At 38.4% G+C, this 17,569-nt stretch carries 15 protein-coding genes; 1 reads left to right on the forward strand and 14 read right to left on the reverse strand.

Annotation, left to right across the window (positions count from 1 at the left end; translation table 11 throughout):
* Positions 1-235: 235 nt before the first annotated feature.
* The 11 genes from prmC to DIS06_RS07620 form a co-directional block, all read right to left on the reverse strand.
* Positions 236-1,090, reverse strand: a complete 855-nt coding sequence (prmC, locus tag DIS06_RS07570; RefSeq protein WP_110112636.1) for a peptide chain release factor N(5)-glutamine methyltransferase — start codon at positions 1,088-1,090, stop codon at positions 236-238.
* A gap of 1 nt (position 1,091) precedes the next feature.
* A complete protein-coding gene (gene prfA, locus DIS06_RS07575) occupies positions 1,092-2,159 on the reverse strand; it encodes a peptide chain release factor 1 (protein WP_162595912.1) in 1,068 nt (355 codons plus the stop codon).
* 197 nt (positions 2,160-2,356) lie between these two features.
* The gene (locus tag DIS06_RS07580; protein ID WP_110112638.1) at positions 2,357-2,779 is read right to left on the reverse strand and encodes a hypothetical protein; all 423 of its coding nucleotides are present in this window, start codon (positions 2,777-2,779) and stop codon (positions 2,357-2,359) included.
* A gap of 119 nt (positions 2,780-2,898) precedes the next feature.
* Positions 2,899-3,516 carry a thymidine kinase gene (locus tag DIS06_RS07585; RefSeq protein ID WP_110112639.1) on the reverse strand — a complete coding sequence of 206 codons (618 nt, stop codon included), beginning with the start codon at positions 3,514-3,516 and terminating at the stop codon, positions 2,899-2,901.
* 213 nt (positions 3,517-3,729) lie between these two features.
* Complete coding sequence (rpmE, locus tag DIS06_RS07590; protein ID WP_110112640.1) at positions 3,730-3,930, reverse strand: 50S ribosomal protein L31; 201 nt, start codon at positions 3,928-3,930, stop codon at positions 3,730-3,732.
* A gap of 210 nt (positions 3,931-4,140) precedes the next feature.
* A complete protein-coding gene (rho, locus tag DIS06_RS07595; RefSeq protein WP_110112641.1) occupies positions 4,141-5,415 on the reverse strand; it encodes a transcription termination factor Rho in 1,275 nt (424 codons plus the stop codon).
* Positions 5,416-5,822: 407 nt separating this feature from the next.
* Complete coding sequence (gene glpX, locus DIS06_RS07600) at positions 5,823-6,791, reverse strand: class II fructose-bisphosphatase (RefSeq protein ID WP_110112642.1); 969 nt, start codon at positions 6,789-6,791, stop codon at positions 5,823-5,825.
* A gap of 48 nt (positions 6,792-6,839) precedes the next feature.
* Positions 6,840-8,126: a UDP-N-acetylglucosamine 1-carboxyvinyltransferase gene (locus DIS06_RS07605; RefSeq protein WP_110112643.1), complete on the reverse strand. Its 1,287-nt coding sequence runs from the start codon at positions 8,124-8,126 to the stop codon at positions 6,840-6,842.
* A gap of 273 nt (positions 8,127-8,399) precedes the next feature.
* Entirely contained in the window at positions 8,400-9,044 is a 645-nt protein-coding gene (fsa, locus tag DIS06_RS07610) for a fructose-6-phosphate aldolase (protein ID WP_110112644.1), read from the reverse strand.
* 181 nt (positions 9,045-9,225) lie between these two features.
* Positions 9,226-10,083 carry a class II fructose-bisphosphate aldolase gene (locus DIS06_RS07615; protein WP_110112645.1) on the reverse strand — a complete coding sequence of 286 codons (858 nt, stop codon included), beginning with the start codon at positions 10,081-10,083 and terminating at the stop codon, positions 9,226-9,228.
* 209 nt (positions 10,084-10,292) lie between these two features.
* A complete protein-coding gene (locus DIS06_RS07620; protein ID WP_110112646.1) occupies positions 10,293-10,670 on the reverse strand; it encodes a response regulator in 378 nt (125 codons plus the stop codon).
* Positions 10,671-11,044: 374 nt separating this feature from the next.
* On the opposite strand from DIS06_RS07620, the gene DIS06_RS07625 reads away from it, so the two are divergent.
* Positions 11,045-11,569 (forward strand): DUF2529 domain-containing protein, encoded by a 525-nt coding sequence (locus DIS06_RS07625; RefSeq protein WP_110112647.1) that lies wholly within the window; start codon positions 11,045-11,047, stop codon positions 11,567-11,569.
* 39 nt (positions 11,570-11,608) lie between these two features.
* On the opposite strand, the gene DIS06_RS07630 is transcribed toward DIS06_RS07625, so the two are convergent.
* The 3 genes from DIS06_RS07630 to icmF all read right to left on the reverse strand — a co-directional run bounded on the left by DIS06_RS07630 (position 11,609) and on the right by icmF (position 17,560).
* Positions 11,609-13,216, reverse strand: a complete 1,608-nt coding sequence (locus tag DIS06_RS07630) for a CTP synthase (RefSeq protein WP_110112648.1) — start codon at positions 13,214-13,216, stop codon at positions 11,609-11,611.
* A gap of 243 nt (positions 13,217-13,459) precedes the next feature.
* Positions 13,460-14,011 (reverse strand): DNA-directed RNA polymerase subunit delta, encoded by a 552-nt coding sequence (gene rpoE / locus DIS06_RS07635; protein WP_110112649.1) that lies wholly within the window; start codon positions 14,009-14,011, stop codon positions 13,460-13,462.
* Positions 14,012-14,317: 306 nt separating this feature from the next.
* Entirely contained in the window at positions 14,318-17,560 is a 3,243-nt protein-coding gene (icmF, locus tag DIS06_RS07640) for a fused isobutyryl-CoA mutase/GTPase IcmF (RefSeq protein WP_239421940.1), read from the reverse strand.
* Positions 17,561-17,569 lie beyond the last annotated feature (9 nt).

Consider the following 17,569-nt stretch of genomic DNA (forward strand, 5'->3'; position numbering starts at 1 on the left):
TCCACCATCCCCTCATCAAACAGTATGGACAGTGGATTCCCATATTAAACTACCAATCTTAAAAAAATCGATGTTAGATCATACAGGGAAATTGAAGGGCATTCCCCTGTATGATCTAAATCTAATTAAATAAGTCAGCATGATTCCCTTATCAAGCAGTCACCTAGATCTCTTGAATCCTCTAGCAAAGATTCAACTAAGGATTTCGAACCACCTTATGTCTGTAAATCGATTTTTATAGTTCAGCGAAAACCATTCGGTCTTTGCCGTTTATGTCGTAGACGACTTCGACTTTGGCTTGAGTGAATGTTTGTTGAAGCATATGTGCGACTACTTTTGCCTGTCCCACTCCAACTTCAAAGCCAATAATTCCTTTTTCATTCATGACAAGCGGTAGTTCTTCCATGAAACGCCTGTAAAAATCTAACCCGTCTTGTCCACCAAATAACGCTCGACTTGGTTCATGGTCTTTAACTACTGTAGATAGTGCCGCCGCATCTTCATCAGGAATATAAGGTGGATTTGAGACGAGCACATCCACTTTCTTTCCTTGTTGTATAAATGGTTGTAGTAAGTCACCTTGAATAAAGGACACATTCGCTTGTAATGCTTCTGCATTTTTCTTTGCTACATCTAATGACTGTTGTGCAATATCCGTCCCTGTAACAGATGCAGATGGTAACTCTAATGCCAATGTAATTGAAATCGCACCACTACCTGCTCCAATATCTACAACCTCGATGGAATCGTGTGGAAAGATACGTTGAACACGACTGACGATGCCCTCTACCAACTCTTCCGTTTCAGGACGTGGAATGAGAACTTCTTTATTGACATAAAAACGTCGACCATAAAATTCTTCATACCCCATTAAATGTTGAACTGGAATACCTTCTACATGTTTTTTTACATCTTCTTCAAACTTTTTAAAGATGTCTTCATTGAGTTCATCCCGAAATGAACTCAACAATTGCGCTCGACTCATATTCATATGATAACGTAACAATAATTCCCCAGCATTTTCATCGCGACCTGCTGACTTTAAAAAAGAAGAAGCCCATTTAAGGGCTTCAAATACTTTTTGTGACATGTTAGTCTGCTTGCTCCATCTTTAATGCTTGATCTTCCATGATAAGAGCGGTAATAATCTCATCCATTTTTCCTTCTAGGATTTGATCAAGCTTTTGAATCGTTAAACCGATGCGATGGTCAGTTACACGATTTTGCGGGAAATTGTATGTACGAATACGCTCTGAACGATCACCTGAACCAACCGCTTGTTTACGAGTTGCATCGTATTCTGCTTGTGCTTCTCGCTGGAACTTATCATAAACACGAGCACGTAATACTTTCATTGCTTTTTCTTTATTTTTAATTTGTGATTTCTCATCTTGACATGAAACTACGGTACCTGTTGGAAGATGAGTTAAACGCACAGCTGACATCGTTGTATTAACACTTTGTCCACCAGGGCCACTTGATGCGAATGTATCAACACGAATATCTTTTTCATGTATATCCACTTCGACTTCTTCAGCTTCTGGTAAACATGCAACTGTCGCCGTTGACGTATGAATACGTCCCCCTGATTCTGTTTCTGGTACGCGTTGAACACGATGAGCACCATTTTCAAATTTCATTTTTGAATAAGCACCTTTACCGTTGATCATAAAGATAATTTCCTTGTACCCTCCAACACCTGTTGATGTTGCTTCCATTACCTCTGTTTTCCAACCTTGTGCTTCTGCATAACGAGAATACATGCGATACAAATCACCAGCGAAAAGAGCTGCTTCATCTCCACCCGCTGCTCCACGAATCTCCATAATAACGTTCTTATCATCATTCGGATCTTTTGGTAACAATAGTACACGCAGACGTTCTACTAGATCTTCTTCACGATCTGCTAGCTCGTTAATTTCTTCTTTCACCATTTCACGCATCTCTGCATCTAGCTTGTCCTCAAGCATCGCTTTTGCTTCTTTTAGCTGTTCACTTACTTCTTTATATTCTTGATAAGCTGTTACAGTTTCTTGGATATCTGATTGTTCTTTTGAATACTCTCTTAACTTAGAAGGATTATTCACAATCTCCGGGTCACTAAGAAACTCATTTAGCTTCTCATAACGAGCCTCTACCGCTTCTAAACGATCAAACACGTTATTCACCTCATTTTTCACTTTTCTCTACAAACACAATCATTGCTTTTCTATTCATTTAACCTCTTATATGTGCTAGAACATCGCTGTTCTATTCAATAAGAAGTTGCTTTTTACCCATAACATTCTAATTATAGTATAGGTCACAAATTGAGTCAAAAGCAAATTGCCTACGGTCAATAACGTGCTAACAATCGTTAAGGCTTTACATTTACATGAAAATGCAAACGCGGTAATCCTTCTGATAAAATGCCCGTAACTTCTTCTGTCGTTTTCTTTTGTTGAGATTTTGTCATCTCTTGTCCTGTGTGCACCGTTATCCAGGCATCTCGACCATTTACGACAACGTTACCTACTTCATAAGGCGTCTTTGCATGAATAATCTCTTGAAACTTTTTATTGTTATTGGTTGATTCTGAACGAATAGGCGTTGTATTGGGAAAGTTTGGATTTTGATCTGTGGACTCTAAATAATTTTCTGTTTCTCGTTTCACTTCTTTTTCACTTTTTGTGTATGTCATTAACTTAGAGCCATCTTCATTTTGACGCTCGTTCGCTTGATTTGACTGATTCGAACAAGCTGCTAAGCACAGGATTGATAGAAGAAGAATTTTCTTCATTTTATACACCTCCTCCTCTTAGCTTTCCCACACTTTTTTAAAATTTACGTAAAAAAGAAAGCACCGGAAAAAGTATATCCACCTATACTTTTTCCGGTGCTTTCTATGGAAGCTATGATTTACTTTGTTGTTTCACTTGTCATCTTCATATGACCAACTCGATTCTTCTTGACAACGTGACAGTGACGGCATCTCGGCTCATACGATTCTGACGCACCAACTAAAATAATCGGATCATCATAGGAAGCTGGCTCCCCATCGATAAGGCGTTGTGTTCGACTTGCTGGTGAACCACATGATGCACAAACCGCTTGTAGCTTTGTAACAGATTCAGCAATTGCCATTAAGCGCGGAACCTGTCCAAACGGTTCACCTCTAAAATCTTGGTCTAGACCCGCTACAATCACACGATATCCTCTGTTCGCTAATTTCTGGACAACTTCTACAATATTATCATCAAAAAATTGAACTTCATCTATCGCAACGACGTCTGTTTCTTTAGACACTTTGTCTAAGATTGTCAACGAATCAGAAATAGGCTGAGCCATCACAGACGTACCATTGTGTGACACAACTGCCTCTTCACTATATCGATTATCGATAGCAGGTTTAAATACTTCAACTGCCTGCTTTGCAAATTGTGTACGACGTACACGACGAATTAATTCTTCTGATTTACCAGAAAACATACTACCGCAAATTACTTCAATCCAACCACTTTGTTTCATTACGTACATGTTGCGGGTCTCTCCCTTCTGTCTTTATCATTATCATTGAGCGAACCGCTACTTTGTATAACCTACCTATTTATGTAGATGATACGATTTATATGAAATGTTCGTCCAAATTGGACTTCTCATGAATCATGCTTTTCGCGTAAAAAAGGCTTTTACAAGTAAAAAAACAGGCAAGAGGTAAATTTACTTGCCTGTTCCTTTAAACAATGTTGATTATTTAATACCGTACTTTTTGTTGAATCTATCTACACGTCCACCAGCTTCAGCGAATTTTTGACGGCCAGTGTAAAATGGATGACACTCAGAACAAGTCTCGATGCGCACCTCGTCTTTTACAGAACCACTTTCAAATTCGTTTCCACAAGTACATTTCACCATAACTTTTTTGTAGTTTGGATGAATTCCTGCTTTCATTCTTTTCATCTCCTTCCGCCCTGAATCATTTTTGAAACAGAGTTTATCGATAAACGTCAGCATCCATAGTTTGTACTACTTGATACTGTAATTTATCAACACACATGATGAAATTATAACAAGGGTTCTAACGTTTTGCAACCACCTGTTTTGACAATCATTCAATCTTTCATCATGTAGATTTTACGTCACACTGCCACCCATTATAAATTACCTTTTCGAAGCAAGCAATGCCTTTCGCTCTTCATCTAACATTTGGAAAAACTCAAGGTTTGTTTTTGTTTGTCTTAATCGTTTCATAAACTTTTCAACAAAGTCCGGTGTGTCCGTCATTGATTTACGAATCGCCCATAAATGATCAAGATGCTCTTTTGGAATGAGTAACTCTTCTTTTCGCGTACCTGAACGACGGATATCGATTGCTGGGAAGATACGTTTCTCTGCTAACGAACGGTCTAAATGAAGCTCCATGTTACCCGTTCCTTTAAACTCTTCGTAAATGACATCATCCATACGTGATCCCGTATCAACAAGTGCCGTTGCTAAAATTGTTAAGCTTCCGCCCTCTTCAATGTTTCTCGCAGCTCCAAAGAAGCGCTTTGGACGATGGAACGCAGCTGGGTCAATACCACCAGATAACGTTCGACCACTTGGCGGAATGACAAGGTTATATGCTCTTGCTAGACGTGTAATACTATCCATTAAGATGATTACGTCTTTCTTATGTTCAACAAGACGCATCGCGCGCTCTAACACAAGCTCCGCTACTTTAATATGATTTTCTGGTACTTCGTCGAATGTCGAGCTTACAACATCACCTGCAACCGAACGTTCAATGTCCGTTACTTCCTCTGGACGCTCATCAATTAACAGTACAATTAGCTCTGCCTCTGGATGGTTCGTTGTAATGCTATTAGCAATTTCTTTTAACAACATCGTTTTACCCGCTTTTGGGGGTGCAACAACTAAGCCCCTTTGACCAAATCCAATCGGTGCAATTAAATCAATGATTCTTGTCGAAAAACTGCGTGGAGTTGTTTCTAAAACCATTTGGCGATTTGGATAAATTGGCGTTAAAGCTGGGAAATGGACACGTTCTTTTGCCGACTCTGGATCGTCACCGTTGACTGCTTCTACATGAAGCAATCCGTAATAACGCTCATTCTCTTTCGGTGGTCTTACTTTACCTGAAACCTTATCTCCATTACGTAAATCAAAACGTCTAATTTGCGAAGCTGAAATGTAAATATCTTCCGAACTAGGTGAATAGTTGATTGGTCGAAGGAATCCGAACCCTTCTGACTGAATAATTTCTAATACACCTTCCATAAATAAAAGACCGTCTTGTTCTGCTTGTGCTTTTAGAATTGCAAATACAAGCTCTTTTTTTGTTAATTTACCATAGTATGAAATTTTATACTCCCGTGCAAGTTCGTATAACTCTTTTAATTTCATATTTTCTAAATTCGATAATGTCAAACTCATGGGAACACCACTCTTTATTTAATGAAATAATTTCTGATTTCCCCCATATTAAATTCAACCGTTTACATGAGATATGATATGGATGGAATGTATAATTGAAGATGGAGAAGGTAGTCTAGAAGTATGCATAAGTAGAATCTTTTAGATGTGTTCAGACAAGTCATTTAAAAGATAGAACTTCCTATTTCCGTTTACACAAATAATTAAGTTAACGTAGCAATTTATATTCTACCCCTTTTCTATCTTTTTAATCAATCTTTTTTTCTCTAGCCCACGTTCTACTAAAACATAGAACGCTGATTTTTGCTAGATTATAAGGTTACGAGTTAGAAATAGGTAAAATATACAAGAACAGAAAGGAGCGAAAACCATTGTGGTTATCACTCCAAACGTTCTCAGATGCTTGATTAAGGTTTAATAACTAAGTTTGGTTTTTTCTTCAGGCTATGTTTGCCATCAATAAAACGAACCGTCCCTGATTTTGCACGCATAACAATGGATTGAGTTGTACCCGTTAACCCTTTAAACTGAACACCTTTTAGAAGTTCACCATCCGTTACACCTGTCGCTGAGAAAATGGCATCGTCCCCTTTTACAAGGTCGTCCATGTATAATACACGGTTCACATCTGTAATCCCCATTTTTAAGCAACGTTGTAACTCTTCATCGCTTTGTGGAAGAAGCTTTCCTTGTAACTCTCCACCGAGACATTTTAAAGCAACAGCTGCAATCACGCCTTCAGGTGCACCACCTGATCCAAATAAAATATCAACACCTGTATGATCAAATGCCGTATTAATTGCACCTGCTACGTCTCCGTCATTGATTAATTTGATACGAGCACCCGCTTCGCGCAATTCACTAATAATCTTCTCATGTCTTGGACGATTTAAGACCGTGGCAACAACATCTTCAATGTCTTTGTTCTTCGCTTTGGCCACCGCTCTTAAATTATCGATAACAGGTGCGTTAATATCGATTTGACCAACAGCTTCAGGTCCAACGGAAATTTTATCCATGTACATATCAGGTGCGTGTAACAAGTTTCCATGATCTGCCACAGCTAAAACAGCTAACGCATTCCAACCACCGGATGCCACAATACTTGTGCCTTCTAAGGGATCCACCGCTACATCTACTCGCGGTCCATAGCCTGTCCCTAATTTTTCACCAATATAAAGCATCGGCGCTTCGTCCATTTCCCCTTCTCCAATGACAACTGTCCCTTTCATTGGAATCGTATCAAACACATCACGCATTGCAGAAGTAGCTGCATCATCGGCTTCGTCTTTCTTTCCTCTACCCATCCAGCGAGCTGAAGCTAAAGCAGCTGCTTCTGTTACACGTACTAACTCCATTGATAAACTTCGTTCCATCTGACTTCTCCCCCTTGTTGTCAATCAAACAGCTCTAATTTATGTGTATTATGAATTTTGAAATTGCTCAATTTCAAGCTCAGTCATTCGTTCACGCCAAACCATTGCACCTAAGTTTGATAACTTATCAACGAGATGGCTATAACCACGATCTACATGTTCTAATCCTGTAAGTTCTGTAATTCCTCTTGCCATTAATCCAGCTGTTACAAGCGCTGCACCCGCACGTAAATCGGATGCTTTCACACGTGCACCTTGCAACTGAACAGGTCCATTAATAATGGCTGCTCGTCCTTCTACTTTTACCGATGCATTCATTCGTCTTAATTCATCAATATGCTTAAAGCGCGCACCATATATAGTATCCGTAACCATGCTTGTCCCCGTCGCACTAGTTAAGAGTGACGTAAAAGGTTGTTGAAGGTCTGTTGGAAACCCTGGATATACTAATGTTTTAATATCAACTGCTTTTAAAGTAGGTTGTGTCGCAATAAGAATCTGGTCTGAGCTCGTTTCAATCCGAATGCCCATCTCTCTCAGCTTGGCAATAACTGATTCTAAATGCTGAGGAATAACATTATCAATGATTACTTCTTTCCCCATTGCTGCACCCATAATCATATACGTACCTGCTTCAATACGATCTGGAATAATGGAATGACGACATCCTTTTAGTTCATCTACACCATCGATACGAATAACGTCTGTTCCAGCTCCTTTAATCCTTGCGCCCATGTTAGTTAATAGCGTAGCGACATCAATGATCTCTGGTTCTTTTGCTGCATTTTCAATGATTGTACGACCTTTGGCGCGAACCGCCGCTAACATAATATTAATCGTAGCTCCTACACTCACAACATCTAGATAAATCCGTGCTCCTCTAAGCTCATCTGCACGTAGATAAATAGCTCCTTGTTCATTGGTTACAGTCGCACCAAGCGCTTCAAACCCTTTAATGTGTTGATCGATAGGACGAGGACCTAGGTGACACCCTCCAGGCAAACCTACAACCGCTTTCTTAAAACGTCCTAGCATCGCACCCATTAAATAATAAGAAGCACGTAGTCTTTTTACTTTTCCGCTCGGTAAAGGCATCGCAACCATTCTTGATGGATCAACAGTCAATTCGTTATTTTCATATGTTACTTGTCCACCAATCTCTTCTACTAAGTCACTTAGTATTTGCACATCAGAAATATCTGGTAATCCTTCTATTGTTACTGGTGACTCAGCTAAAATAGTTGCAGGTATAAGAGCTACCGCACTATTTTTCGCTCCACTCACCCGAACTTCTCCACTAAGTGTGAATCCACCTTGTATTTTTAATTTTTCCATTTACTTCTCCTTTCTAGCGAAGATGCCTATTATCTTCCCTATCCATTATATAAGGAATAATTTGGAAATCAAATAAACAAAAGAATGGTTATTTTCCTTATTACCTACTAGTTTACACGAAAAAAATTTTTTCATGTATAAAATCGTAAATTTTACAGAAAAATGGAGGTTGAGCCAAAGAAGCTATTTAATCTCTTTGATCCAACCTCAACCATATATTGCGGTTTTATCTCTTGTTAACATTGGAATAGAAAGGAGAACATTGTTTTAATGTTAGACTTTACGGTTTTCCCAATCTGCTAAAAACTTTTCAATTCCAGAATCTGTTAACGGGTGCTTAAATAGTTGCATCAACACATTGTAAGGAACTGTTGCGATATGCGCACCATTTAATGCTGCTTCTGTTACATGCATCGGATGACGAATAGATGCTGCAATAATTTCTGTTGAAAGCTGATGGATTGAAAAGATGTCAGCAATTTCAGAGATTAGTTGTATACCATTATGACCAAGATCATCTAAGCGACCTAAAAATGGTGATACATATGTAGCCCCTGCTCGTGCAGCTAACAACGCTTGGTTCGCAGAAAAGACAAGCGTTACGTTTGTTTGAATGCCTTCGCGAGCAAAGACATTTACGGCTTTTAGTCCTTCTGGCGTCATCGGTACTTTAATTGTAATGTTCGGTGCGATTTTTGCCAGTTCTTTTCCTTCTGAAATCATACCCTCTGCATCTGTCGCAATGACTTCAGCACTAACAGAACCAGACACAAAGCTAGTAATCTCTTTTAAGCGATCTTCAAACTTAACCCCTTCTTTTGCTACTAGACTTGGATTTGTCGTCACCCCTGATAATAGACCCAATGAATGCGCTTCTTTTATTTCGCTTAAGTTAGCTGTATCAATAAAAAATTTCATCGTCCATTCCCCCGTTGTTTTGATGAATATCCCATATTTTTAAGATGCCTTCTGTTTCCTTTAAACAATTTATGATAACTATATCTCCCAAAAGGAAACGCTTACTTTTTTTGATTAAAGAGAAACCGCCCTACTCATAAGGCGGTTTCTGAATGAAGCTTTAATAGAAGAAAGACTTCTATTACGCTTTATTAGAAGAACCGAACTCACGCATTTTACCTTGTACCGTTTCCTTGATTGCATCACGAGCTGGCCCTAAGTATTTACGTGGATCGTATTGCTCTGGTTGTGCAGCTAATACTTCACGAACTGTTTTAGCAGAAGCAATTTGGTTCTCAGTGTTTACATTAATTTTTGCTGTTCCTAAAGAAATCGCTTTTTGGATATCTTTTGTTGGGATACCAGTACCACCATGAAGTACTAAAGGTACACCTGTACGCTTACCGATGTCTTCCATTTCAGCGAAACCTAGGTTTGGTTCACCTTTGTAAGGACCATGAACAGATCCTAACGCTGGTGCTAGGCAGTCAATACCTGTACGTTTAACAAGTTCTTCACACTCGTTTGCATCAGCGTAAATAACACCATCAGCAATTACATCATCTTCTTGTCCACCAACAACACCTAACTCTGCTTCAACAGATACACCGTGGAAGTGAGCTAACTCTACTACTTTAGAAGTTGTTGCAATGTTTTGTTCGAATGGGTCATGAGAAGCATCGATCATAACAGATGTAAAACCTGCATGAATTGCTTTTGCACATGATTCAAAGCTTGAACCGTGGTCTAAGTGAATTGCAACTGGAACAGTTACTTTGTACTCATCCATTAAAGCTTTTACTAATGCTACGATTGTTTTGAAACCACCCATGTAACGTGCAGCACCTTCAGATACACCAAGAATAACTGGGGAGTTTTCTTCTTGTGCAGCTTGAAGAATTGCTTGAGTGAATTCTAAGTTATTTAAGTTGAATTGACCTACTGCATAACCTTCTGCTTTTGCTTTATTTAGCATTTCTGTCATTGATACTAAAGGCATGATAAATCCTCCTTGAGATAAGCCATTATCAGTACTATTCGAAAAGCTTGACGTACATAGTATGTTCCTGAATGAAACTTTCATGTAATGAGACTATAATATCTAAACTTGTCGAATAGTCAATCACAGTAATTAGGATACCAACTATAAAGCAAAACAGCAACATTTTTGAGCAGATATTCAAAAAATGTTTGGCTTTTTAAAAATGATTACGCTTCATTTGCCCTAACTGGTAAATACTGTTTAACAGCCTGGCGTATTTCATCAATATCAAACGGCTTGGCGAAGTGCGTTAAAGCACCTAGGTCTTTTGACTCCTGAATCATATCTAATTCACCGTAAGCGGTCATGATAATCACTTTAATATCAGGGTCATGTTCTTTTAGCCTTTTCAAAATTTCAATTCCATCCATCCCAGGAATTTTCATGTCTAATAACACTAAATCTGGTGTTTGCTTCTGTGCAATTTCAATTGCTTGAAATCCATTTGCAGCTTGAAATGTATTATATCCTTCTTTTTGTAAGACTTCGGTTAATAAAATCCGAATTCCGTACTGATCGTCAACAATTAAAATATTCTCTTTCAATGTAACCCCACCTTTTATAAGAAATCCCTCTTAAACATAACTATTTCTATATTTCGACTTGAATAATAAAATCCCTTCTTTTCTAACAAAATGCTACAAGGATTGTCTGAATAGCTCATCTCTTTTAAAAATAGTCTATCTATAAATGATTCGTTTCTTTACTAATAAGAAGGTTCTATTTTATTACAATTTAGTAAAAATACCCCATTTTAATCCGTTCATTCGAACAAGGAGGAAGCGTCCATTTTATATAGTAACATAATGAATAAAACCTTTTGTTTGTCTACATTCGGTCTCGTTCGTTTCCTTTCTTTGTGTATGCACTTTCGTTATAATGACTAACAGAATGAAAAAAGAGAAAGGTGACAAACAACATGCTTAAAATTTTCACAACGCAACTAACAGGGTTATTTAAGCGAATTGATGAAAAAGAAGAATTGAATATAGAAGATGGTGCACGTGTATTAGCACAAGCAGCGGTAGGAGACGGTATCATTTATGTCTATGGAGTTGAAGAGATGGAGGCTGTTACATTAGAAGCAACCATAAGCGAAGAGCCGCTTCCTTATGCAAAACCTTTTGTATCCTCTGATGACATCACATCTGTTGATCGCGTACTACTTGTTTCTCGCTTCTCAACGAATGAAAAAGTTATCAAGGTTGCAAAACAATTACAGGAAAAGGGCATTCCGACTGTTAGTATTGGGACGATTCCAAAAGAGGTTGAAAGTGAATCTGTTCATTCTATAACAGATGTACACATTGACACAAAACTTCTAAAACCACTAATCCCTGGTGAAGATGGAATACGCTTTGGGTTTCCTGCAACAATGACTGCGTTATACGCTTACCATGGCTTAGCATTTACGATGAAAGAAATGATTGAAGAATACGAATAACAACAAAAGCCGCCCCAATTGGGACGGCTTTTATGATCATTATTTATTTTCACCAAGTTCAATTGACGCGCGAACAAAATCTCTGAATAGAGGTTGAGGTCTTGTCGGACGTGATTTAAACTCTGGATGGAATTGTGATGCAACAAACCAAGGGTGATCTTTTAATTCAATAATTTCAACTAAACGACCATCTGGGCTTGTACCCGAGAAGATAAATCCTTCTTTTTCCATCGCTTGACGATACTCGTTGTTGAACTCATAACGATGACGATGACGCTCATAAACCACTTCATCTTGGTATGCTTCATACGCTAATGAACCTTCTGTTAATTTACAAGGATATAAACCTAAACGTAATGTTCCACCTAAGTCTTCTACATCCTTTTGTTCCGGTAATAAATCAATAATTGGATTTGTTGTTTCAGGGTTAAGCTCAGCTGAATGAGCGTCTGTTAAACCTAATACGTTACGTGCATATTCAACTGAAGCCAGTTGCATTCCTAAGCAAATCCCTAAGAAAGGCACTTTATTTTCACGTGCATATTGTGTTGCAACAATCTTACCTTCAACACCACGATCGCCAAATCCACCTGGAACTAAGATCCCATCAACATCTGATAGTAATTCTTTTGCGTTTTCAGTTGTCACGTGTTCAGAGTTAACCCACTTCACGTTTACATCTGCATCAAACGCGTATCCAGCATGACGTAACGCTTCTACAACTGAAATGTATGCATCTTGCAGTTCTACATACTTACCAACAAGCGCAATCTTTGTTGTTTTTGATAAACTTTTCACTTTTTCTACTAGCGCTGTCCACTCTGCCATGTCTGGCTCTTTAGAATCTAATTTTAAGTGGTCGCATGTAATTTGATCGAGTTTTTGTTGTTGTAACGCTAAAGGTACTTCGTATAATGTCTCTGCATCACGACACTCAATAACTGCTTTTGAGTCAATGTCACAGAATAAAGCCAATTTGTCTTTCATGTCATCAGAGATTGGCATTTCTGTACGAACAACAATAACATTTGGTTGAATACCTAAGCTGCGTAATTCTTTTACGCTATGCTGTGTTGGTTTTGTTTTCATTTCACCAGCCGCTTTGATGTAAGGAACAAGCGTACAGTGAATGTACATCACGTTGTCTCTTCCGATGTCACTCTTAATTTGGCGAATCGCTTCTAAGAATGGTAATGATTCAATATCCCCTACTGTTCCACCGATTTCTGTAATAACCACATCTGCATTTGTTTCTTTACCAGCACGAAATACACGCTCTTTAATTTCATTTGTAATGTGGGGAATTACTTGCACTGTACCACCTAAGTAGTCACCGCGACGCTCTTTACGTAAAACTGTTGAATATACTTTACCTGTTGTAACGTTGCTGTACTTGTTTAAGTTAATATCGATAAAACGCTCATAGTGACCTAAATCTAAATCTGTCTCAGCACCATCGTCAGTTACGAATACCTCACCATGTTGATAAGGACTCATTGTACCTGGGTCTACGTTGATATATGGATCAAACTTTTGAATCGTTACATTTAATCCTCTGTTTTTTAATAAACGTCCTAATGATGCTGCTGTGATTCCTTTTCCTAAAGATGACACTACGCCACCTGTTACAAAAATATATTTTGTCATTTTTTCTTCCCCCTCAAAATTGAAGTAATACAATATTAAAAGTGTTCACATAAACCATTGTCATTCATTCATGAAAGCCTCTAAAATAACCGTTTTATGTTGGTGAAAAACAAAAAAATTGCTCCCAATACCTAAAAGGATTGGGAGCAATTATCTATATACGTAGATTCTATTTACTAGAATCCTTACTTGAAGAGCCCAAAAAAGATTCTACCCATTTCAACCTAAAAAGTCAAGAGACGATTATTTATCTTCTTCTTCCTCTTCTTCGTAATCTAAATCATCTTCTAGTTCTTCGTCCTCTAAATCATAGTCTTCTTCTTCATCTTCGATTGATTCATCGTCAAATTCGTCTGCATCAATGCTTTCAAATTCTTCTTCATCTTCATCGTCGTCATCATCAAGGACATCTAAATCTTCATAATCTAGATCTTCTTCATCTAAATCATCAAAGTCTTCAATGTCTTCAGCCACAGCTTTCTTTGCCTTTTTCTTCTTTGGCTTTGCAACTGGAAGTACTTCTTCATCGATTTGATCGTATGGGTACCAGCTGCGTAAACCCCAGCGATTCTCTCCCACAGAAATGAAACGACCATCAATGTTTAAATCTGTATAAAATTGTGCGATTTTCGCTTTTACTTCTTCATCAGTCAATTCTAAGATGGTTTTTACTTCTTCCATGATTTCTTGAAAAGACATTGGTGTACGGTCTTTTTTCTCAGAAAGAAGCGTATAAGTTAGTCCAATCATTGACATCTCTTTTAATTGCTTGTTTGAGTATTGTGCTAGACTCAAATTAGGCACATCCTTTCTATGTATACATAAAATCTATTTCATACGTGCATCATACGTGCAAAATGATGGAAATGAATAAATACATACCATTCATTATAAACAAATTCAATACATTTATGCTAGTGTTCCTTTTAAAAAACTATGTGTAGAAAGAAAGAGTTTAAGACAGAAGTAGCGAAAGCTAAAAAAGAACATGTACATGCAACAACCCCTGCCTCTCTATCCATTGCTACTACTACAGGATTTTGTGGGCAAGGGTTGTTGTGGCCTGAGCCAAACAAGGTTGTTTTCTCAGCTTCTTTTCTTTTACATGTTACGACGGTATTGACCGCCTACTTCATAAAGTGCTTTTGTAATTTGACCAAGACTTGCTACCTTTACCGTTTCCATTAACTCTTCAAAGATATTTCCATTTGCTTTAGCGACGGCTTTTAACTTTTCAAGCGCTTCATCACTTTCATGACGATGCTGCTCTTGGAATTGTTGAAGCTGTTTAATTTGATACGTCTTCTCTTCGTTTGAAGCACGCGCTAATTCAATTTCATTCAATTCTTCTTTTGAAGGCGGATTTGGATTTAGGTATGTGTTGACACCAATAATCGGAAGTTCACCTGTATGCTTTTTCATTTCATAATACATGGATTCGTCTTGGATTTTACCACGTTGATATTGCATTTCCATGGCTCCTAATACACCACCACGGTCACTCATTCGCTCAAACTCTTGTAAAACCGCTTCTTCTACTAAGTCTGTTAACTCTTCGATGATAAAAGCTCCTTGAAGTGGATTTTCATTCTTTGTTAATCCGTGTTCTTTTGTAATAATCATCTGAATGGCCATCGCACGACGAACGGATTCTTCCGTTGGTGTTGTAATTGCTTCATCATAGGCATTTGTATGAAGAGAGTTACAGTTATCATGCAACGCCATTAAGGCTTGTAACGTTGTACGAATGTCATTAAAGTCAATTTCTTGTGCATGCAACGAGCGACCTGATGTTTGTACATGATACTTTAACTTTTGACTACGTTCATTCGCTCCGTATTTATCTCGCATCACAACAGCCCAAATGCGACGTGCTACACGGCCAATTACGCTATATTCTGGGTCTAGGCCATTGCTGAAGAAGAATGAAAGGTTTGGTGCGAAATCATCAATGTTCATCCCGCGACTTAAATAGTACTCTACATACGTAAACCCATTTGCTAATGTAAAAGCAAGCTGTGAAATTGGGTTTGCTCCTGCTTCTGCAATATGGTATCCCGAAATGGAGACAGAGTAATAATTACGCACTTGATTTCCAATAAAATACTCTTGGATATCCCCCATCATCTTTAACGCAAATTCGGTTGAGAAAATGCATGTATTTTGACCTTGATCTTCTTTTAAGATATCCGCTTGAACCGTTCCACGCACTTGTTGCAACGTACGCTTCTTCACCTCTGTATATTCTTCTAACGTTAGTATACGCCCCAACTCAGCTTCTTTTTTCTCGATTTGCTGACTAATCGCTGTGTTCATAAACATCGCCAAAATAATAGGTGCGGGACCATTAATCGTCATGGAAACTGATGTAGATGGTGCACATAAGTCAAAGCCTTTATAGAGTTTTTTCATATCATCAAGAGAACAAACATTGACCCCACTTTCACCAATCTTTCCGAAAATATCCGGACGGTAATCTGGATCCTCTCCGTAAAGGGTAACCGAGTCAAATGCTGTACTTAAGCGCTTTGCATCATCATCTTTTGATAAGTAATGGAAGCGTCGGTTTGTACGCTCAGGCGTTCCTTCACCCGCGAATTGTCGCTTTGGATCTTCTCCTTCGCGCTTAAATGGAAACACTCCCGCTGTAAATGGGAATACTCCAGGAACGTTTTCTCGATACACCCAACGTAAAATCTCTCCGTATTCTTTGAACTTTGGTAATGCAACTTTCGGAATAGATAGTCCTGATAATGTTTCAGTACGAAGAACCGTGACAATTTCTTTGTCACGAACTTTTGTAATTAACTTGTCACCACTGTATGCTTTCTTTGTTTCATCCCACGTCTTTAAAATGTGTTTTGATTCTTGCGTCAACTTTTCTTCATACTGATCTTTTACAGATGTTAACGTTTGAACGACTGGTTCATCACGAACTTCTTCTAACGCCCCTTCAAGTTGATAAAACTTGCGCGCGATTTCAACTTGTTCTTCAGCATGCTTATGATACGTACGAACCGTATCTGAAATCTCTCGTAAGTATTGCTGTTTTTCATTTGGAATGATGATGTTTTGCTTTTCAACTATGGCTGCTACTTCTAATGTCGTTTGCCAATTTAATTCGAACTTTTCATTCACACGATCTAACAACTTAGCAAAGAATGTATTCGTCCCAACATCATTAAATTGACTCGCGATGGTTCCGTATACAGGCATTTCATCAATGTTTTTTTCAAATAAAACATGATTTCGTTGATATTGCTTTTGAACTTGACGTTTCGCATCTAACGAACCTTTCTTTTCAAACTTGTTAATGACAACAAAGTCTGCGTAGTCAATCATTTCAATTTTTTCTAATTGAGATGGTGCTCCAAACTCACTTGTCATCACATAAAGAGACACATCTGAAATGTCCTTAATTTGTGCATCAGCTTGCCCAATCCCACTCGTTTCAACAATAACCAAGTCAAAGCCTGCTTTTCGTACAATTGAAATGGCATCTTTAATAGCTGTTGATAACTCTGTTCCTGATTGACGCGTCGCCAAACTTCTCATATAGATACGTGAGGAGGAAACAGAGTTCATACGGATGCGGTCACCCAGCAAAGCGCCCCCTGTTTTTTGTTTCGTTGGGTCAACAGAAAGGACCGCAATGTGAATATCTTTTACTTCTGTTAAAAAGCGTCTTACTAACTCGTCTGTTAATGAACTTTTACCTGCTCCCCCTGTGCCTGTAATCCCAATGACAGGAGCTACCTTCTTTTCCTCGCTACTCTTCGTTCTCACTTCTTCTAACGTAGCCGCATGTTCATCCACTAATTGGTGAGCGTTTTCTACTAAACTAATAAGGCGTGCAATGGAGAGATGATTTGAAGGAGACAAGTGTGCTACATCACTTTCAAGATGTTGAATCGTTGTAAAATCACACTCTTGAAGCATGACATCAATCATCCCTTGTAATCCTAACTCTCTTCCGTCTTCCGGTGAGAAAATGCGTGCAATCCCATATTCATGAAGCTCATCAATTTCTCGCGGAATAATGACACCACCGCCACCACCATAGATGCGGATGTGTGAGGCGCCTCTTTCTTTTAACAAATCATACATGTACTTAAAGTATTCAACATGACCACCTTGATACGAAGAGATGGCAATTCCTTGCACATCTTCTTGAATCGCTGCATTCACAATTTCCTCAACCGAACGGTTATGACCTAAGTGAATCACCTCTGCCCCGCCAGCTTGCAGAATACGACGCATAATATTAATAGAAGCATCATGACCATCAAATAAACTAGAAGCTGTCACAAAACGTACATGATTTTTTAATTTATACCCCGACACGTAAAATCC

Origin of the sequence: Bacillus sp. CGMCC 1.16541 (assembly GCF_003184905.1) — a bacterium.
Classification (GTDB): Bacteria; Bacillota; Bacilli; order Bacillales; family Bacillaceae_H; genus Priestia.